The sequence below is a fragment of the Pseudomonas sp. GV047 genome, assembly GCF_003058245.1.
Lineage (GTDB): Bacteria > Pseudomonadota > Gammaproteobacteria > Pseudomonadales > Pseudomonadaceae > Aquipseudomonas > Aquipseudomonas marginalis.
In genome coordinates this window covers 48,395-65,464 of sequence record NZ_QCWA01000016.1, presented here as the reverse complement: position 1 = coordinate 65,464, position 17,070 = coordinate 48,395, and the positions used below count along the sequence as shown (strand labels likewise).

Below are 17,070 nucleotides of genomic sequence, written 5' to 3'. Positions count from 1 at the left end.
GCAGGCTTGCGGGTTGTAATCTCGAAGCGCTGCTTTGCTAAGAACATGGGAAATCTGGAGTTCGTCATGAGTGCTTTCCACGACCTGAAACTCAAAGCTTTGGACGGACAAGAGCTGCCGCTGGCGCCCTTCAAGGGGCACGTTGTGCTGGTGGTCAACGTAGCCTCCAAATGTGGCTTGACCCCGCAGTACGCTGCGTTGGAAAACCTCTATCAGCAGTACAAGGACCAGGGTTTTACCGTGCTTGGCCTGCCGTGCAACCAGTTTGCTGGCCAGGAACCGGGCACCGAGGAAGAAATCCGCGAGTTCTGCAGCCTGAACTACGGCGTGACCTTCCCCCTGGGCAGCAAACTCGATGTGAACGGCCCTGAGCGTCACCAACTGTACCGTTTGCTGGCGGGCGAGGGTGCAGAGTTTCCAGGGGATATCACCTGGAATTTCGAGAAATTCCTGCTGGGCAAGGATGGCCGGGTCCTCGCGCGATTCTCGCCGCGCACTGCACCGGATGATCCGACGGTCGTGCAGGCCATCGAAAAAGCCCTGAGTTGAACACCTGCCGGTGCAGCTTCAAGTTGTAAGCTTGAAGCTGCAAGTAGAAGCACATGCGCGGCTCTTGCAGCTTTAAACCTGCAGCTAGCCGCTGCTTTCATACCCCTTAATCACCCAAATCAATAGTGCTATTCGGCACGCTGCACTCCCCATATTATCCGCATCATAAACCTCGTTTTCCGCGGAGTGCTCCCATGCCTGTCCAAGCCCTGTTCAAACCGTTCCAGCTCGGTGCACTGCAGCTGTCGACCCGTGTGGTCATGGCGCCGATGACCCGTTCGTTTTCCCCAGGTGGCGTGCCTGATTCCAAGGTCATCGAGTACTACCGCCGCCGTGCCGCTGCCGGCGTGGGCCTGATCATTACCGAAGGCACCGTGGTCGGTCACCCGGCCTCCAATGGCTACCCGAATGTCCCGCATTTCTACGGCGAGGCGGCGCTGGCCGGCTGGAAGAAGGTCGTCGATGCCGTGCACGCCGAAGGTGGCAAGATTGTCCCGCAGCTCTGGCACGTGGGCAGTGTGCGCCGCATCGGTACCGAGCCTGACGCCAGTGTGCCGGCCTACGGCCCGATGGAAAAACTCAAGGATGGCAACGTGGTCGTCCACGGCATGACCACCCAGGACATCAAGGATGTCATTGCCGCGTTCGCCCAAGCCGCCAAGGATGCCCAGGGCATCGGCATGGACGGCGTGGAAATCCATGGCGCCCATGGCTACCTGGTCGACCAGTTCTTCTGGGAAGGCAGCAACCAGCGCACCGACGAATACGGCGGCAGCCTGGCCAACCGTTCGCGCTTTGCCATCGAGTTGATCCAGGCCACCCGCGCCGCCGTCGGCCCGGACTTCCCGATCATCTTGCGTTTCTCCCAATGGAAGCAGCAGGACTACACCGCACGCCTGGTGCAAACCCCCGAGGCGTTGGGTGAATTCCTCAAGCCGTTGTCTGATGCCGGTGTGGATATTTTCCACTGCTCCACCCGCCGTTTCTGGGAGCCGGAGTTCGAAGGTTCCGACCTCAACCTCGCCGGCTGGACCCGCCAACTCACGGGTAAACCGACTATCACCGTGGGCAGTGTCGGCCTGGATGGCGAATTCCTGCAGTTCATGGTCAATACCGACAAGGTCGCCCAACCGGCCAGTCTGGAAAAACTGCTGGAGCGCTTGAACAACGACGAGTTCGACCTGGTCGCTGTTGGCCGTGCGCTGCTGGTAGATCCGGATTGGGCCGTGAAGGTGCGTGAAGGTCGTGAAGGCGACATTCTGCCGTTCAGTCGCGAGGCGTTGACGACCCTGGTGTAGGGGGGAGCCCAGGCCTGCGGTCACTATCGACGGCTGAGCGTGAAGGTTTAGCTGTTTCAGGCGAAAGGCTGGGTAGTGAGTACCCGGCCTTTCGCTTGTGTTCAGACCATCATTCGCCTCAATGCTTATTGCCTTGTCCTTGGTCCATATTGGTTAAAGCTAGAAGTGCTGTCCGTCTGGTCGGAACGTGCCCATTGAGGTGGCCTGACGGAACATTGCTCCTGGTTTGGGCGCGTACCGCCAGGTCGTGGGAGGCCGTCAGTGGGCTGCGGGCGTTGCCAGTCGTTCTGCGCCGGTTGCCAGGCGTTTTGCGGGTGTGTGGACTGTGGGCGGTTGTCAGGGTTGTGCAGTGGGCGTTGCCAGTCGTTCTGCGCCGGCCGCCAGGCGTTTTGCGGGCGTGTGGACTGCGGGCGGTTGTCAGGGTTGTGCAGTGGGCGTTGCCAGTCGTTCTGCGCCGGCCGCCAGGCGTTTTGCGGGCGTGTGGACTGCGGGCGGTTGTCATGGTTGTGCGATGGGCGTTGCCAGTCATTCTGCGCCGTTTGCCAGTTGTTTTGCGGGCGCGAAGGTTGCGGGCGGTTCCAGCCAGTGTTTGCGTGGTTCTGGTGGTTGTGACCGCTTCCGGATGGGGATGCCCATGCGGAGGGGTTGAATGGTTGGAATCTCAGCGCCATTGATCCATTTATCAGTGTCGACATAGTGCTCTCTATTAGTTTTTCAGCATGAATGACCTGCCTCGTTCGAGTGTGTTTCACAGGGACACACCCCCTCTTACGGCAGGTGTCATATCAGTGGTGATAATTCGCTCGACGTTCCGGAAATATCCTGTTGTGGCGTACCGATTCAGGCAGTCTCAGGGAGGGATTCCTACCGTTGAAACCAGTATTCAAGGGGTAGGCAGGCAGGGCGGGGAATTGGCCTACGTCATTCGTAGAGCGTTCAACGAATGTCAGGCAGTGTTGGAGCTGCCGAATGTTCTGCGCACACATCGCGTAACTGGTTCTCGAACTGCTCGATAATCGCCGGCCAGCCCTGGCGGCTCGCATGTTGGCGTGCATTGAGGCGGGCCCTGCGCAAATGTTCGCTGTCTTCCAGCAACCATCTGGCCGCATCGCAAAACGCGTCCTCATCACCCGGCATGGCCAGCACACCGTTGTAACCATGGCGGATATGCTGGGTCGCCGCCGCCTGGTCGTACGCCACCACACCCAGCCCGGAGGCCATGGCCTCGAGCACCACATTGCCGAAGGTTTCGGTCAGGCTGGGGAACAGGAACACATCCCCTGATGCGTAATGCCGCGCCAGTTCTTCGCCGCGCTGGGTGCCACAGAACACCGCGTCGGGCAGGTCGCGCTCGAGCATCGGGCGTTGCGGGCCATCGCCGACGATGATCAGCTTCAGCCGACGCTGTGGATAAGTTGCCTGCAGCGCGTCAAAGCAGCGCTTGAGCAGCCCGAGGTTTTTCTCCTGGGCCAGGCGCCCCACGTGCAGCACGGCAATATCGTCGTTTTCCAGGCCCCAGCTTTCCCGCAGTGCGTTGTCACGCTTGGCCGGGTGGAATAACTGGCTGTCCACCCCGCGCGCCAGCATCCCCAGGCGCTCGAAATGCCGACGCTCCAGTTCCAGGCGTTGGCTGGCGCTGGGCACCAGGGTCAAGGTCGAACGGTTATGAAACCAGCGCAGGTAGTGCGTGACCATGCGGCTTAACAGGCTCAGGCCGTACTGGTTGGAGTACTGCTGGAAATTGGTGTGAAAACCGCTGACCACACTGATTCCCAGGCGCCGTGCCGCCCGCAGCGCCGACAGCCCCAGCGGGCCCTCGGTGGCTATGTAGAGCACGTCGGGGCGCTGGCGGGTCCAGCGGCGCAGCAACTTGTGCATCGACGACTGGCCCCATTGCAGGCCGGGGTAACCCGGCAGCGGCCAGCCACGGCAGAGCAGCAAGCCATCATCGCTGGGCCGGCTTGCATCGGCGCCCTGGCGCGGGCGAACCAGTTCGACTTGATGGCCGCGCGCGCGCAAACCTTCGCACAGGCGGCCAAGGGTATTGGCCACCCCGTTGATCTCTGGCGGGAAGGTTTCGGTGATGAGAGTGATGTGGAGCGAAGCTGTCGTCATGACCCACAGTGTCGCCGTGGGCCATGTCGCCATTGTGTCATGCAGATGATGGATTTATGACTTGGCCACTTTCGGCGTCGCCATGGCCTCGGCGCCCTGTTCGCGCACCCAGAACAACGTCGCCCCGGCCACTGCCGCCGGCATCATCAACAGGTTGACCACTGGCACCAGCAGCACCAGGTAGACGATGCCGCCGAAGCTCATGCTCTGCCAGCGCTTCTGGCGCAGCCAGGCGAGCATTTCGTTCCAGCCCAGCTTGTGGTTATCGGCCGGGTAGTCGATATATTGGATCGCCATCATCCACACGCCGAACAGCAGCCACAGTGGCGCGGCGATCAGGTTGACCACCGGAATGAAAGACAGGATAAACAGGCCGATGGCCCGTGGCAGGAAGTAGCCCAGCTTGCGCATTTCCCGGGCCAGGGTACGCGGAACCATTTCAATCAGTTCGCCCCAGCTGAAGGCCGGGAAGTCATCGGTACCCCGTACCACCACTTCGACTTTCTCGGAAAGAAAGCCATTGAACGGTGCCGCGATGATATTGGCGAGCATGGTGAAGGTGAAAAACACCATCAGCACCACCAGCACTACAAACAGCGGCCATAGCAGGTAATTCAGAAAGCTCAGCCAGCCGGGCAGGGTCGGCATCAAGTGGTCGACCCACAGGCTGAACTGATGGCCGGCAAAGTAGATCAAGCCGACGAACAGCACCAGGTTGATCGCCAGCGGCAGCAGCACAAACAGCCGCAGGCCGGGGCTCAGCACCAGTTTGAGGCCTTCACGCAGGTATTGCGGGCCGGAAAGAACAGGGGCGGGCATGGAGAACTCCGAGCAGGATGACGAACGCGCCGACCTTACCGGCTTTGCCTTCAAGGCGAAAGCGTGGTCGGTGTGACGACATCAACGGTAACAAAGGCGTCGATTAATCGGCCTGACTGCATAGAGACCGCCTATGAGCTGGATTGTTATTGCGTATTTCCTTAATCTTGCCCCCCTCGATACGCTGCACCCATTATTTTTCAGGGCCTGCGAGTTAAAGCCTTCCCCAAGTGCTTCGTGGTCCCTTTTTTATTCCAGCCGTCTTGTAGTCCGGGCGGTCGATAGGAGTGAGTCATGTCTGATACCCGTCATTCGCGAGTGATTATTCTCGGTTCCGGCCCTGCCGGTTACAGCGCTGCCGTCTACGCTGCCCGGGCCAACCTCAAGCCGCTGCTGATCACCGGCATGCAGGCGGGCGGTCAGTTGACCACCACCACTGAAGTCGACAACTGGCCGGGCGATGTCCACGGCCTGACCGGTCCGGTGCTGATGGAACGTATGAAAGAACACGCCGAGCGCTTTGAAACCGAGATCGTGTTTGATCACATCAACAAGGTCGACTTCTCGAAAAAACCTTACAGCCTGACCGGCGACAGCGGCGTCTACACCTGCGACGCACTGATCATCGCCACCGGCGCCAGCGCTCGTTACCTGGGCCTGCCATCGGAAGAAGCGTTCATGGGCAAGGGTGTTTCCGCTTGCGCCACCTGTGACGGGTTCTTCTACCGCAACAAGCCGGTCGCCGTGGTCGGTGGCGGCAACACGGCCGTGGAAGAGGCACTGTACCTGGCCAACATCGCCAGCACCGTGACCCTGGTTCACCGCCGCGAGACGTTCCGCGCCGAGAAGATCCTGATCGACAAGCTGCACGCCCGTGTCGCCGAAGGCAAGATCATCCTCAAGCTCAACGCCACCCTGGATGAAGTCCTGGGCGACAACATGGGTGTGACCGGTGCTCGCCTGAAAAACAACGACGGCAGCTTCGACGAGCTGAAAGTCGACGGCGTGTTCATCGCCATCGGCCACACCCCGAACACGTCGTTGTTCGAAGGCGTGCTGGAAGCCAAAGACGGTTACCTGGTGGTGCAAGGCGGTCGTGAAGGCAACGCCACCGCGACCAACATCGAAGGCATCTTCGCTGCCGGCGACGTGGCCGATCACGTTTACCGCCAGGCCATCACCTCGGCCGGCGCCGGTTGCATGGCGGCCCTGGACGCCGAGCGTTACCTCGACGGTTTGAAGGACGCTGCGTTCTAAATTGTTGAAATAAAAAAACCGGCTACGAGGCCGGTTTTTTTATGGGTGCAATTTAAATCTGGGAGGGACAAGCCCTCTCCCACATTTTGATCTGCATCTGACTCAGGATTTGCGGGTCAGTGGCTGGGCGGCGAATTTCACACCTGCCAACCCATGGGCAATCAACGCGCGGATATTGCCATGGTCACTGCCCTCGGGCGTGGCCACCACCGAGCGGTAATGCTCGCCAAACGCCAGCAGCGCTTCCTGGTCGCTCAAGCCTTCCAGCAGCGCCAGGCCCAAGGTCTTGCACGAACCTTCGTTCTGCCCGGCAGCGTTTTCCACATCGCCGTTGGTGAAGGCCTGCGGCTGGTAATCGTAACCGGCAGCGATAAACGCCAGGGTGTCGGCAAAAACGTGTGCGCCGCTGTCGAGGCTGGCGCGCAGGGTGTTCAAATCAGTCATGGGTTTTTCCTTTGGCGAACGCCGCCTGTTGTTCGGCGCTGGCTTCTTGCTGGTATTGGGCTTTCCACTCGGCGTACGGCATGCCGTACACCACTTCACGGGCGTCATCGAGGCTTAGCTCGATCTGGCGCTCGTCGGCCTCGGCCTTGTACCACTTGGACAGGCAGTTACGGCAGAAACCGGCGAGGTTCATCAGGTCGATGTTCTGCACATCCTTGCGGCTGTCCAGGTGCGCCACCAGGCGGCGGAAGGCGGCGGCTTCGAGTTCGAGGCGTTGTTGATCGTTCATAGGGCTCACTGACAATTCAGGGGTTAGCGGCTGGCCGCCAGGGTAATCGACACCGACTCGGCAAAGCGCAGCGCATGGGGCTTGTCCACTTCGACTTCGGCGTACAGCACCGATTCGTTGCTCATCACCAGATCCAGCAGTTCCTGGGTCAGGCGCTCCAGCAAGGCAAAGCGGTTGCCTTCCACGTGGGCGATGATGGCCTTGGTGATGGTGCGGTAGTTCAGCGCGTGGTCGATGTCGTTGTCGCGCACGGCTTCCTGGGCGGCATACAGGATGGTCAGGTTGATCAGCACATCCTGCTTGTTGAGGATTTCGTCCTCATTGATACCGATGAAGGTGCGCAGGCACAGGTCCTTGACCCGGATGCGCGCCATGCCTGGTTGAAGTTGTGGCATTGCTACTTGCTCCGTCCAATCAGTTGCAGGAACTCCATGCGCGTGGTGTTCGACTCGCGGAACGCGCCGAGCATCACCGAGGTGTTCATGGTTGAATTCTGTTTTTCCACGCCGCGCATCATCATGCACATGTGCTTGGCTTCGATCACCACGGCCACGCCAGCGGCCTGGGTCACGTCCTGGATGGCATCGGCGATTTGCCGGGTGAGGTTTTCCTGGATCTGCAGGCGCCGGGCGAACATGTCGACGATGCGCGCCAGCTTCGACAGGCCCAGTACCCTGCCGGTCGGAATATAGGCCACGTGGGCCTTGCCGATAAAGGGCAGCAGGTGATGCTCGCACAGCGAATACAGCTCGATGTCCTTGAGGATCACCATCTCGTCGTTGTCGGAGGCGAACAGTGCGCCGTTGACGATTTCCTCGAGGTTCTGTTCATAGCCATGACACAGGTACTGCATGGCCTTGGCGGCGCGCTTGGGGGTGTCGAGCAAGCCTTCGCGTTCCGGGTCTTCGCCCAGGCCCTTGAGGATCTCGCGGTAATGGTGGGGCAGGGATAAGGTCATACAACATCCTCACAAACGGCTTACTTGATATGCCGCCCGCCGTTGACGGTCAGGGTGGTACCGGTGACATAGGGGTTGTCCAGCAGGTAACGCACACTCTGGTAGATCACCTCGGGGCCAGGCTCGATGCCCAGGGCCGACTTGGCCAGCACCTTGGTGCGATAGGCCGCGTCGTCGCCTTCGTTGAACATCACCATCGCCGGGGCGATGCCGTTGACCTTGATCAGCGGCGCAAACTGCGCGGCGAACGACAGCGTCAGGCTGTCGAGCCCGGCCTTGGTGGCGCAGTAGGCGATGTGCTGGCGGCTGCCCTTGCGCACCACGTCATCGCTGATATGCACGATGTCGGCAGGTGTCGAGCGTTGCAGCAAGGGTGAACAATGCAGGTTGATCAGGTACGGCGCAAGCATGTGCACGCTGAACATGTCGGTAAAGGCACGGCTTTCGTCGCCCGGCGCCTCCGCGACCCAGGCCGAAGCGTTATGGATGATCGCACGCAGGCTTTGGGTGTGGCTGTTCAGTTCAGCGATAAACGCGAGAATCCCGGCTTCGGTGGAAAAGTCGGCAAACACGCCGACTGCGCCACGCTCACGCAGGGCCTGCACGCCGGGGCGTTCGCTGCGGTAGCTGAAAATCACCGGCTGGCCTTCGTCCAGCAGGCGCTCGGCGCAATGCAGGCCGACGCGCTGGCCGGCGCCGGTGATCAGGATCGGGGCGTTCGTTGCAGTCATGGGAGGCTCGCGTCGCTGGCAGGCGCAAATCATACCAGCGACGGGCCGCCCCTGTACTCACGCCGCCGCTTCGGAGGCCTTGCGCGGGGCTGGCGCTGGGTGCAGCCAGTTCGCCAGCAGGTGGGTCGACAGCGGAATGAACCAGTACACCATCAAGGGCGTGAGTGCGATTGTGCTGACCAGCACCCGTGGCCCCAGCTCGAGTTCACTGAGCAGCGGCCCCAGGACGAAGTTGAACAGCAGCGACACCGGGAAAAACGCCAGCCAGATCGCCACCGCCTGCTTCCAGCGTGGCGGACGGGCACCCGCTGCGCCAAACCAGCCATCGATGCCCCGTACACGGTGCTCGGACGGGTCGGCGAACAAATCGCTGCCACGGCTCAACCACGCACTGCGTGAGGCGGAAAACTCCCAGGCGTGCAGGGTCTTCTCATCGGCGAAGCGGAAAATGATCTGGAATTCATCGTCATTGGGCGGTGGGGCCAGCACGCCGGAGCCCAGGTAACCGGGGAAGTCGGTGGCCAATTGCTCGCCTTCGCGCAGCCAGGCCATCAGTTCTTCATAGCGCCCTTTGGCCACGCGGCGCGCAACCATCAAGGTGACGGGAGAGGTAGACATTGTGTATCTCCAAATGTACGGGTGCACTGGACCGTGTAGGTGGCGCACAGACGAAGCTGCGGGGTGTTGCAGCGACGCGTAAAAAAGCAGGCAAGGATTATTCCTGTTTTACCCGAATACACCAGCGACATTGGTCCGAAAAGCGGGAAACTTGAAAAAGACAGGTGTAAAGGCGTTAAATGAGCGCCCAGTTAACGTTGGTTTTTTGGTCAAAAATGCCCGTGATTACTGCTCCGCTTGAAAGTGTTTCGCATCTGGATTCCACTGATTCCGATGAGCTGTTTCCGATCCGTGAAGTCTCGAGATTGACAGGCGTCAACCCGGTCACCCTGCGTGCCTGGGAGCGCCGTTATGGGCTGATACAGCCCACGCGCACCGAAAGTGGGCATCGCCTCTATTCCAAGGCCGATATACAGACAGTCCATCGTATTCTCGATTGGATCGAACGCGGCGTCGCCGTGAGCAAAGTGGGCAAGATTCTCGCTCGCGACGATCAGCAGGCCGAAGCCGTTCGTGCGCAGCGCGATGCGGTCGAGGAAAGCGAATGGCCGCAGTGGCAGGCGCGGCTGATGCAGGCCGTCAGCGACTTCGATGACCGTCAACTGGAGCGTGTGTATGGGCAGGTCCTGGCGACCTACCCACTCGACGTAGTGTTCCAGGACATTCTGATGCCCCTGTGGAATGAGCTGTTGCGTCATCAGGGGCGTTTCGGCCAGGCCAGCGAGTGGCTGTTCTTCGACAACTTCCTGCGAGTACGTGCCCTGGAGCGCCTGCAACTGGCGTGTGCTTCACCCGTGCCGCGGGTATTGCTGGCGGCCATGGCGGGTGAGTGCCGCAAGTTGGAGTTGCTGGTGGCGGCGCTCTTGATGAGCCGGGATGACCTGGCCGTGAAAGTGCTGGGCATGGGACAGCCGTTTGACGAGTTGACGCTGGTCTGCGAGAAGACTCACCCACAGGCGCTGATCCTCTTCTCCAATTACTCGCATAACCATGATCTTGCCGGGCGCTTGAACCGCTTGGCGTTGACCCTGGATTGCCCGCTGCTGCTTGCAGGTGCGGCGTCGGATCTTGCCGAGGACGGCCTGGCCGGCACGTCCATCGGCTGCCTGGGCAATGAAGGTCGCTTGATGCGGCGGCGCTTGCAACAGTTTCTCAGCGGCGCGCTGGATACCTGATTTCAGGCATGCATGTGCGGGTGGACCAGGCGGTGCTGGTGCAGGATGAACTGACGCAGGCGCTCGGTTTCATCCACGTCGCTTTGGCTCAAGCGGTAGGCAAACAAACCTCGCGCCGTTTCCCGCTCGAACGAGCCGCGCAGCGCGATGCGTTCGTAGCCCGACGGGCTGAACCACAGGGAAAAGGTTTTTGGCGGCTTGATCCGGCTGCGAATCTCCACCAGCACACCCTTGAATGACACTTCATGCACCCGCAGGGCGCCAGCAGCACCGCGGATGTTCTCCAGCGCCACCGGCGTTTCAAGCGCCAGGCGCCACGGGCGTATCATCGGCCCGTCTTCGAAAATACTCGGCACGCCCAAACGCAGATGCACCGCATTGAACTCATCCTCTACCAGATGCAGGGGGAAGGTCAGTTGCTGGTTGTCGAACTGCGCCTGGATGGTGAGGTGGTCATGGGCGGCCAGGCGGGTGAGCAAGTCGCGAATCTGTGCACCGCCGTTGACGGTCAGGCTCGACGAAGCATCCCGCAGGTTGAGTTGCGGGTTGTGCTGCATGCTCTGAATGAAATCCAGCTCATCCTGGGTCAGAAGCGCATTGCGTTGCATCGTGCTTGCTCAATGGAGAGGTATTAAAGTGCCATTATCCGCTGTTATGGCCGCAGTTTCTAAATTTTGTTTAATCCGCTTGTCGCTTTGAGCGCTGCCAGCTCGGCCTTGACCTCGGCCAGTTCACTTTCCAGCTGCGCGACACGCTGCTGGGCCTTGACCTGGAGCGTGACGTCCTTTTGTACACCGACGAAATACGTCTGCTTGTCCGCGGCGTTGTAAACCGTTGAAAGGGACAGTTCGTTCCAGAAATGGCTGCCGTCCTTGCGGTAATTGCGCAGGGTTTCCCGGCAGGCACCGCCGTTCTCCAGCGCTTCACGGATGGCCATCAGGGCCGGCTGGTCACGGTCGCCGGATTGCAGGAAGCGGCAATCCTGATAGAGGATTTCGTCGAGGGTGTAGCCGGTCAGCCGTTCGAATGCAGGGTTCACGTAGATCAGCGGCTTGTCCTTGCCTTCTCTTTCAGCGACGACGATGCCGTCGTTGGAAGCGTTGATCACCATTTGCATCAGCTTGGCGTTAATCATTGAGCGGTCCATGGCTTGTGGTTGGAGTGGGCAGTTTAAGACATGCCTTGAATCTTGCACGGCGGGCGCCGAAATATTTGCGCCAGCTGCTAATATCCCAGGCTTTCGCTCAACTACAGGATCAGATTGATGAAAGTCGCCATCCTTTCCGGCTCGGTGTACGGCACGGCTGAAGAAGTCGCGCGCCACGCCGCCGACCTCCTCAACAAGGCCGGCTTTGAGGCCTGGCACAATCCCCGTGCGACCTTGGCGGATGTAATAGCCTTCAGTCCGCAAGCCTTTCTGGCGGTGACCTCCACCACCGGCATGGGCGAATTGCCCGACAACCTGCAACCCCTGTATTCAACCATTCGCGACCAACTGCCCGCCGCTTGGCGCGGCCTGCCCGGCGCAGTGATCGGCCTGGGCGATGCCAGCTACGGCGATACCTTCTGTGGCGGTGGCGAGCAAATGCGCGAGCTGTTCGGCGAGTTGGGTGTGCGTGAAGTGCTGCCGATGCTGCGCCTGGACGCCAGCGAAAGCGTCACCCCGGAAGCCGACGCCGAGCCATGGCTGGCCGAGCTGGTCACTGCACTGCGCGCTTGACCGGAAACTCGCGTAACAACGCCAGCCAGGCCTGGGCGGCTTTCGACAGGTAGGCGCCCTCACGCCAGATAAAGGCAATGTCCCAGCGCAGGTAGTCGGGCGCCTTCAACGTCAGGCGCACCACCCCAGGTCGCACCAGCCCACGGGCGACCACGCTGGGCAGCAGCACCACGCCTTGGCCGGCGGCCACCAAGGCGGCGAGGAAATCCGCTTGGCCGCTGCGGCCGATTTCCTTCGGGGTAAAACCCAACTGCTGACACGCCTGCATCAGGCGGTCGTTAAGCACAAAGCTGCGCTGGTACATCAGGAACGGTGTGTCCGCCAATTCCTCGAGGCGCACCTGGGCGTTGTCCGCCAGGGGATGGTCAATCGGCAGCAGTGCGTCCAGGGGTTCATCGCAAAAGGCTTGCCAGGCAAACGCCGGGTCATTGGGTTTCAAGCTGCCGCCCACTTCCAGCTCACCGCTCAGGATGGCCTGTTCGATATTGCGGCTACCGCCTTCCAGCAGTTGGATGGTGACGTTCGGGTAGCGCCGGCGGTACTCGGCAAACAACCCGGCGAACAGCGTGTCACCCGCCAGCAGCGGCAGGCCCAGGCGCAACTCGCCGCGGGTGAGCTGCTGCATATCGTCCAGCTCGCTCAGCAGTTCGGCTTGCAGGCGCAACATGGCTTCGGCGCGTTGCAGTACGACCTGGCCGGCGGCGGTCAGGCGGGTCTGCGAGCCGATGCGGTCGAGCAGCGGTGTGCCAAGGCTTTGCTCCAGTTGCGCCACCTGTTTGCTGACGGCGGACTGGCTGATATGCAGGGTTTTCCCCGCCTGGGTAAAGCCCCCTCGGTGGATCACTTCGACAAAGCTGCGCAGCTGTTTGAATTCCATCGGCCTGATTCCAGTTTGGAATGGCTGGCAGTCTAACAATTCGCTGTGGGGATGGAAGGCCGCGCTCTAAAATGGGGGCCTGCGAGGACCCAAAGCCCATGAAACGTTTTCCCATCAAACACCTTGGCCGTTTGCTGACTGAACTGGTCGTGCTGCTCGCGATTTATCTGCTGGGCACCCAGTTGGCGACCTGGCTGGCCTGGCCCATTCCCGGTGGCGTGGTGGGCCTGGGCCTGTTGCTGGCAACGTTCGCCAGCGGCCTGGTCAAACCGGCGGCACTGCAATTGGGCGCCGGGGTGTTGATGGCCGAGATGCTGCTGTTCTTCATCCCGGCCCTGATGAGCCTGCTCGATTACGGTGGCCTGCTGCGCAACGATGGCTGGCGCATCCTGTTGGTGATCGGCTTCAGCACGCTGGCGGTGATGCTGGTCACGGCGTTTACGGTAGAAGCGGTGTGCCGCTGGAGGTTGCGCCATGAAGCTTGAGCTGATGCCGGTGTTCTGGCTCGCCTTGACCCTGGGCGCCTACGTATTCAGCCGCTGGCTCTACCGACGTACCGGGCGCTACCTGCTGTCGCCGCTGATCCTGGTGCCGGCACTGTTGCTGGCGGTGGCCTTGCCGATGCACACCGCTTATGCCGAATACGCCACCGACACCCACTGGCTGATGCTGGTGCTGGGCCCGGTGACTGTGGCGTTTGCCGTGCCGATCTGGCAGCAGCGCCGCTTGCTGGCGCGGCACTGGCCAGCGTTGTTGCTGGGCATGATGGCGGGCAGCGTGGCGTCGATCGCGACCTCGTTCGGCCTGGCAAAAGCCCTGGCGTTGGACAGCGCCGTGACGATGTCGCTGGTGCCGCGCTCGATCACCACACCGTTCGCCATGCCGGTGTCTTCCGACCTGGGTGGCGTGCCGGAGCTGACGGCGGTGTTTGTGATGTTCACCGGTGTGTTCGGCGCCATGCTCGGTGGTGTCTTGCTCAAATGGCTGCCGCTGCGGACACCCCTGGCACGTGGCGCATTGTTTGGCGTGGGCGCCCACGGTGCGGGTGTCAGCCGCGCCCATGAAGTGGGTGGCGAAGAGGGCTCGGTCGCCGGCCTGGTGATGGTGTTGACGGGGTTGCTCAACCTGTTTGCCGTGCCTTTTCTGGCGGCGCTTCTCTGACGCGCTTTAAACAAACTTCAACTATTCTCTGAACTGACCCGCTCGGTCATCAAGCTGGCTGCCAAGGCAACTCCGGCGGCCATGAGGTCTGACTAGACTGGCCCATCACACAAAAAAACAACAATAAGACAGTGCGCCAAGGAGGTCATCGCCGTGAGCCTAGCCCCCGTTCTATCGCCGCAGAATGTCAAAGACCAGGTCAGCGCTGCCGAATGGCAGACCCGCGTCGACCTGGCGGCCTGCTATCGCCTGGTGGCGCTGCATGGCTGGGATGACCTGATCTTTACCCATATCTCGGCCAAGGTGCCGGGCACCGATGATTTCCTGATCAACCCCTACGGGCTGATGTTCCACGAGATCACCGCGTCGAGCCTGGTCAAGGTCGACCTGGCCGGCAACAAACTGATGGACAGCCCCTACGACATCAATCCGGCGGGCTACACCATCCACAGTGCCATCCATGAAGTTCGCCATGATGTGACGTGCGTGCTGCACACCCACACGGCCGCGGGTGTGGCCGTCGCTGCGCAGAAGCAGGGCGTGTTGCCCATCAGCCAGCAATCGCTTTTCGTGCTGTCGAGCCTGGCCTACCACGCCTACGAAGGCGTGGCCTTGAACCACGAAGAAAAAGCCCGCCTGCAGGCCGACCTCGGGGATAGCAATTTCCTGATGCTGCACAACCATGGCCTGCTGACCTGCGGCAGTACCATTGCCGACACCTTTCTGATGATGTTCACCTTCCAGCGCGCCTGCGATATTCAGGTGCTGGCGCAGAGCGGCGGCGCCGAATTGATCGCCATCGGGCCGCAGATTCTTGCCGGTGCCAAGGCGATGGTGGCGGCTGTCACAAAGAGCGCCCAAGGCATGGGCGGCGCGCTGGCCTGGCCGGCCTTGCTGCGCAAATTGGACCTGCAAGACCCAGGGTATAACCGCTGATGCCACTCGCCGAAATCCCGCTCAGAGTCTGGCGCAAGCGTGGCCAGGATTTCGTCTTTCGCGGCCGTACCCTTCGCTATTGGGTGGCCGGGCAGGGCGAACCGCTGCTGCTGATCCATGGCTTCCCCACGGCCAGTTGGGACTGGCATTACCTATGGCAACCCCTGGCCCAGCGGCACCTGGTGATCGCCTGCGACATGCTCGGCTTCGGTGACTCGGCCAAGCCGCTGGACCACGATTACTGCCTGCTGGAACAGGCTGACTTGCAACAGGCCCTGCTCGAACACTTGCGGGTGGAACAGCCGGTGCATGTGTTGGCCCACGACTACGGTGATAGCGTCGCCCAGGAACTCCTGGCCCGGCACTACGAAGGCCGGTTTGAGATGGCCAGCTGTGTGTTCCTCAATGGCGGGTTGTTCCCCGAAACCCATCGCCTGGCGCTGGTGCAAAAACTCTTGCTCAGCCCCCTGGGCTGGATGATCGGCCGCGCCTTCGGGCGAAGTGCCCTGTCTGACAGCTTCGGCCAGATATTCGGCCCCGACACCCGCCCCAGTGAAAGTGCGCTGGATGATTTCTGGAGCCTGATCAATGCCAACGGCGGCACGCGCATCCTGCACAAACTGATCGCCTACGTCCCCCAGCGCCGTCGCCTGCGTGATCGCTGGGTCGGCGCGATGCAGCGCGCCGAAGTGCCGTTGCGGGTGATCGACGGCGAAGTGGACCCGATCTCCGGCGCGCATATGGTCGAGCGTTACCAGCAACTGGTGCCCGACGCCGACACGGTGTTGCTGGCCAATATCGGCCACTACCCGCAGATCGAGGCGCCGGTGCAGGTGCTCAGGCACTACCAGGCCTTTCGTGATCGGCTCGGGCAGCCGGCCTCGCAAGTGGCCTATTCCTGATCCCGAATCCTTTTCTGTAGGAGCGAGCTTGCTCGCGAAAATCGTCAACGATAACGTGGGAATCCTGACACCACGCGGCGCTCTGGGATTTTTCGCGAGCAAGCTCGCTCCTACAGAGAGACGAGTCATCATCCCCCAGCCTTATCGAGCACCATTCAGACTCCGCCGTATTTATTGTGACCGCAGGCGCGTTGCCGGACACTCGAACCATTCCCATTGTCGCCAGCGGAGTTTGGTATGAGTGAGTCAGTGCAGTTCCAGGATAAGGTCGTGATCGTCACCGGTGCCGGCGGCGGATTGGGCCGGGCCCATGCGCTGCTGTTCGCCAGGCACGGGGCCAAGGTCCTGGTCAACGACCTCGGCGGTTCTACCCAGGGCGAGGGCGCCAATGCCTCCGCCGCCGACCGGGTGGTCGCCGAGATTCGTGCTGCGGGCGGTGTCGCCGAGGCCAACCATGACTCTGTCACCGACGGTGACAAAATCGTCCAGAACGCCCTCGACGTTTTCGGTCGCGTCGACGTAGTGGTCAACAACGCCGGCATCCTGCGTGACAAAACCTTCCACAAAATGGACGACGCCGACTGGGACCTGGTTTACCGCGTGCATGTCGAAGGCGCCTACAAAGTCACCCGCGCCGCCTGGCCCCACCTGCGTGAGCAAGGCTACGGCCGGGTGATCTTCACCGCGTCCACCTCGGGCATCTACGGCAATTTCGGCCAGTCCAACTACGGCATGGCCAAGCTCGGGCTGTACGGCCTGACCCGCACCCTGGCCCTGGAAGGGCGCAAGAACAACATCCTGGTCAATGCGATCGCCCCTACCGGCGGTACGCGCATGACCGAAGGCCTGATCCCGCCGCAAGTGTTCGAGCGCCTCAAGCCGGAACTGGTCAGCCCGCTGGTGGTGTACCTGGGCAGCGAAGCGTGCCAGGAAACGTCCGGGCTGTTCGAGGTGGGTGGCGGCTGGATCGGCAAGACCCGCTGGGAACGCAGCCTGGGCGTAGGCTTCGACCCTGAAGCCGGGTTCTCCCCCGATGACGTGGCGGCGCATTGGGCGCAGATCTGCGACTTTGAAGGCGCAGCCCACCCCACCGACAACATCGAAGCGCTGAAGGAGATGATGGCGAACTTGCAGAAGTACAGCCTGTGATCGTTGCTTGAAAAAGCTTGAATCCCACGGGGCGCTGATGGCGCCCCGTTTTATTTCAGGCAAAAAAAAGCC

General features: G+C 61.3%; 21 protein-coding genes and 1 pseudogene. 11 read left to right on the top strand and 11 right to left on the bottom strand.

Annotated elements, in window-relative coordinates; genetic code table 11:
- Nucleotides 1–66: 66 nt before the first annotated feature.
- Both C8K58_RS28895 and C8K58_RS28890 read left to right on the top strand, forming a co-directional pair.
- Nucleotides 67–549, top strand: coding sequence for a glutathione peroxidase (locus C8K58_RS28895; protein WP_027607649.1), 483 nt, complete (start codon nt 67–69; stop codon nt 547–549).
- A gap of 194 nt (nt 550–743) precedes the next feature.
- Nucleotides 744–1,847, top strand: coding sequence for an NADH:flavin oxidoreductase (locus C8K58_RS28890; protein WP_065925973.1), 1,104 nt, complete (start codon nt 744–746; stop codon nt 1,845–1,847).
- A gap of 936 nt (nt 1,848–2,783) precedes the next feature.
- Here the strand turns inward: C8K58_RS28890 and C8K58_RS28885 are convergent.
- Nucleotides 2,784–3,962, bottom strand: a complete 1,179-nt coding sequence (locus C8K58_RS28885) for a glycosyltransferase family 1 protein (protein WP_027607647.1) — start codon at nt 3,960–3,962, stop codon at nt 2,784–2,786.
- A 54-nt stretch (nt 3,963–4,016) separates the two neighbouring features.
- Nucleotides 4,017–4,781 carry a sulfate transporter CysZ gene (cysZ, locus tag C8K58_RS28880; protein ID WP_027607646.1) on the bottom strand — a complete coding sequence of 255 codons (765 nt, stop codon included), beginning with the start codon at nt 4,779–4,781 and terminating at the stop codon, nt 4,017–4,019.
- Between the two features lie 294 nt (nt 4,782–5,075).
- On the opposite strand from cysZ, the gene trxB reads away from it, so the two are divergent.
- Nucleotides 5,076–6,038 carry a thioredoxin-disulfide reductase gene (trxB, locus tag C8K58_RS28870; protein WP_025858049.1) on the top strand — a complete coding sequence of 321 codons (963 nt, stop codon included), beginning with the start codon at nt 5,076–5,078 and terminating at the stop codon, nt 6,036–6,038.
- 102 nt (nt 6,039–6,140) lie between these two features.
- Here the strand turns inward: trxB and C8K58_RS28865 are convergent, their stop codons facing one another.
- Genes C8K58_RS28865 through C8K58_RS28840 form a run of 6 tightly spaced genes read right to left on the bottom strand, consistent with a single transcriptional unit; the run spans nt 6,141 to nt 9,078 of the window.
- Nucleotides 6,141–6,482 carry a HopJ type III effector protein gene (locus tag C8K58_RS28865; protein WP_027607645.1) on the bottom strand — a complete coding sequence of 114 codons (342 nt, stop codon included), beginning with the start codon at nt 6,480–6,482 and terminating at the stop codon, nt 6,141–6,143.
- Nucleotides 6,475–6,771: a DUF1244 domain-containing protein gene (locus C8K58_RS28860; protein WP_027607644.1), complete on the bottom strand. Its 297-nt coding sequence runs from the start codon at nt 6,769–6,771 to the stop codon at nt 6,475–6,477. Before C8K58_RS28860 ends, C8K58_RS28865 begins: the two co-directional genes overlap by 8 nt.
- 23 nt (nt 6,772–6,794) lie before the next feature.
- A complete protein-coding gene (folX, locus tag C8K58_RS28855) occupies nt 6,795–7,166 on the bottom strand; it encodes a dihydroneopterin triphosphate 2'-epimerase (RefSeq protein ID WP_003194073.1) in 372 nt (123 codons plus the stop codon).
- A 2-nt stretch (nt 7,167–7,168) separates the two neighbouring features.
- A complete protein-coding gene (gene folE / locus C8K58_RS28850; protein ID WP_027607643.1) occupies nt 7,169–7,729 on the bottom strand; it encodes a GTP cyclohydrolase I FolE in 561 nt (186 codons plus the stop codon).
- A 20-nt stretch (nt 7,730–7,749) separates the two neighbouring features.
- The gene (folM, locus tag C8K58_RS28845) at nt 7,750–8,460 is read right to left on the bottom strand and encodes a dihydromonapterin reductase (RefSeq protein WP_027607642.1); all 711 of its coding nucleotides are present in this window, start codon (nt 8,458–8,460) and stop codon (nt 7,750–7,752) included.
- 57 nt (nt 8,461–8,517) lie between these two features.
- On the bottom strand, nt 8,518–9,078 hold the full coding sequence (locus tag C8K58_RS28840) for an antibiotic biosynthesis monooxygenase (protein ID WP_027607641.1): 561 nt from the start codon (nt 9,076–9,078) through the stop codon (nt 8,518–8,520).
- 215 nt (nt 9,079–9,293) lie between these two features.
- On the opposite strand from C8K58_RS28840, the gene C8K58_RS28835 reads away from it, so the two are divergent.
- Nucleotides 9,294–10,253 carry a MerR family transcriptional regulator gene (locus C8K58_RS28835; protein WP_108574767.1) on the top strand — a complete coding sequence of 320 codons (960 nt, stop codon included), beginning with the start codon at nt 9,294–9,296 and terminating at the stop codon, nt 10,251–10,253.
- Between the two features lie 2 nt (nt 10,254–10,255).
- Here the strand turns inward: C8K58_RS28835 and C8K58_RS28830 are convergent, their stop codons facing one another.
- Together C8K58_RS28830 and C8K58_RS28825 are read right to left on the bottom strand one after the other, a co-directional pair.
- Nucleotides 10,256–10,861, bottom strand: coding sequence for a hypothetical protein (locus C8K58_RS28830; RefSeq protein WP_027607639.1), 606 nt, complete (start codon nt 10,859–10,861; stop codon nt 10,256–10,258).
- A gap of 59 nt (nt 10,862–10,920) precedes the next feature.
- Nucleotides 10,921–11,388, bottom strand: a complete 468-nt coding sequence (locus tag C8K58_RS28825) for a PAS domain-containing protein (protein WP_027607638.1) — start codon at nt 11,386–11,388, stop codon at nt 10,921–10,923.
- A gap of 129 nt (nt 11,389–11,517) precedes the next feature.
- On the opposite strand from C8K58_RS28825, the gene C8K58_RS28820 reads away from it, so the two are divergent.
- The gene (locus tag C8K58_RS28820) at nt 11,518–11,973 is read left to right on the top strand and encodes a flavodoxin (protein ID WP_065925982.1); all 456 of its coding nucleotides are present in this window, start codon (nt 11,518–11,520) and stop codon (nt 11,971–11,973) included.
- Here the strand turns inward: C8K58_RS28820 and C8K58_RS28815 are convergent.
- The gene (locus C8K58_RS28815) at nt 11,954–12,850 is read right to left on the bottom strand and encodes a LysR family transcriptional regulator (RefSeq protein WP_027607636.1); all 897 of its coding nucleotides are present in this window, start codon (nt 12,848–12,850) and stop codon (nt 11,954–11,956) included. The genes C8K58_RS28820 and C8K58_RS28815 overlap by 20 nt on opposite strands.
- 98 nt (nt 12,851–12,948) lie before the next feature.
- Between C8K58_RS28815 and C8K58_RS28810 the strand changes: the two genes are divergently transcribed.
- The 6 genes and pseudogenes from C8K58_RS28810 (at nt 12,949) to C8K58_RS28790 (ending at nt 16,998) form a co-directional block, all read left to right on the top strand.
- On the top strand, nt 12,949–13,335 hold the full coding sequence (locus tag C8K58_RS28810) for a CidA/LrgA family protein (RefSeq protein ID WP_108574766.1): 387 nt from the start codon (nt 12,949–12,951) through the stop codon (nt 13,333–13,335).
- On the top strand, nt 13,325–14,011 hold the full coding sequence (locus tag C8K58_RS28805) for an LrgB family protein (RefSeq protein ID WP_027607634.1): 687 nt from the start codon (nt 13,325–13,327) through the stop codon (nt 14,009–14,011). Before C8K58_RS28810 ends, C8K58_RS28805 begins: the two co-directional genes overlap by 11 nt.
- 153 nt (nt 14,012–14,164) lie before the next feature.
- Entirely contained in the window at nt 14,165–14,947 is a 783-nt protein-coding gene (locus C8K58_RS28800; RefSeq protein WP_027607633.1) for a class II aldolase/adducin family protein, read from the top strand.
- Entirely contained in the window at nt 14,947–15,849 is a 903-nt protein-coding gene (locus C8K58_RS28795) for an alpha/beta fold hydrolase (protein ID WP_108574765.1), read from the top strand. The genes C8K58_RS28800 and C8K58_RS28795 overlap by 1 nt, the downstream gene beginning before the upstream one ends.
- 28 nt (nt 15,850–15,877) lie before the next feature.
- Nucleotides 15,878–15,991, top strand: a pseudogene (locus C8K58_RS33245) (outer membrane lipoprotein carrier protein LolA); the annotation flags it as partial.
- Nucleotides 15,992–16,086: 95 nt separating this feature from the next.
- Nucleotides 16,087–16,998 (top strand): SDR family oxidoreductase, encoded by a 912-nt coding sequence (locus tag C8K58_RS28790; protein WP_027607631.1) that lies wholly within the window; start codon nt 16,087–16,089, stop codon nt 16,996–16,998.
- The last annotated feature ends 72 nt before the right edge of the window (nt 16,999–17,070 follow it).

Coding starts and splice junctions, on each gene's coding strand:
- C8K58_RS28840 (WP_027607641.1), bottom strand. CDS start 9,078: ATGTCTACCTCTCCCGTCACCTTGATGGTTGCGCGCCGCGTGGCCAAA.
- C8K58_RS28830 (WP_027607639.1), bottom strand. CDS start 10,861: ATGCAACGCAATGCGCTTCTGACCCAGGATGAGCTGGATTTCATTCAG.
- C8K58_RS28890 (WP_065925973.1), top strand. CDS start 744: ATGCCTGTCCAAGCCCTGTTCAAACCGTTCCAGCTCGGTGCACTGCAG.
- C8K58_RS28790 (WP_027607631.1), top strand. CDS start 16,087: ATGAGTGAGTCAGTGCAGTTCCAGGATAAGGTCGTGATCGTCACCGGT.
- cysZ (WP_027607646.1), bottom strand. CDS start 4,781: ATGCCCGCCCCTGTTCTTTCCGGCCCGCAATACCTGCGTGAAGGCCTC.
- C8K58_RS28865 (WP_027607645.1), bottom strand. CDS start 6,482: ATGACTGATTTGAACACCCTGCGCGCCAGCCTCGACAGCGGCGCACAC.
- C8K58_RS28795 (WP_108574765.1), top strand. CDS start 14,947: ATGCCACTCGCCGAAATCCCGCTCAGAGTCTGGCGCAAGCGTGGCCAG.
- C8K58_RS28810 (WP_108574766.1), top strand. CDS start 12,949: ATGAAACGTTTTCCCATCAAACACCTTGGCCGTTTGCTGACTGAACTG.
- C8K58_RS28805 (WP_027607634.1), top strand. CDS start 13,325: ATGAAGCTTGAGCTGATGCCGGTGTTCTGGCTCGCCTTGACCCTGGGC.
- C8K58_RS28885 (WP_027607647.1), bottom strand. CDS start 3,962: ATGACGACAGCTTCGCTCCACATCACTCTCATCACCGAAACCTTCCCG.
- C8K58_RS28860 (WP_027607644.1), bottom strand. CDS start 6,771: ATGAACGATCAACAACGCCTCGAACTCGAAGCCGCCGCCTTCCGCCGC.
- trxB (WP_025858049.1), top strand. CDS start 5,076: ATGTCTGATACCCGTCATTCGCGAGTGATTATTCTCGGTTCCGGCCCT.
- C8K58_RS28815 (WP_027607636.1), bottom strand. CDS start 12,850: ATGGAATTCAAACAGCTGCGCAGCTTTGTCGAAGTGATCCACCGAGGG.
- C8K58_RS28835 (WP_108574767.1), top strand. CDS start 9,294: ATGCCCGTGATTACTGCTCCGCTTGAAAGTGTTTCGCATCTGGATTCC.
- C8K58_RS28825 (WP_027607638.1), bottom strand. CDS start 11,388: ATGATTAACGCCAAGCTGATGCAAATGGTGATCAACGCTTCCAACGAC.
- C8K58_RS28820 (WP_065925982.1), top strand. CDS start 11,518: ATGAAAGTCGCCATCCTTTCCGGCTCGGTGTACGGCACGGCTGAAGAA.
- folM (WP_027607642.1), bottom strand. CDS start 8,460: ATGACTGCAACGAACGCCCCGATCCTGATCACCGGCGCCGGCCAGCGC.
- C8K58_RS28895 (WP_027607649.1), top strand. CDS start 67: ATGAGTGCTTTCCACGACCTGAAACTCAAAGCTTTGGACGGACAAGAG.
- folE (WP_027607643.1), bottom strand. CDS start 7,729: ATGACCTTATCCCTGCCCCACCATTACCGCGAGATCCTCAAGGGCCTG.
- folX (WP_003194073.1), bottom strand. CDS start 7,166: ATGCCACAACTTCAACCAGGCATGGCGCGCATCCGGGTCAAGGACCTG.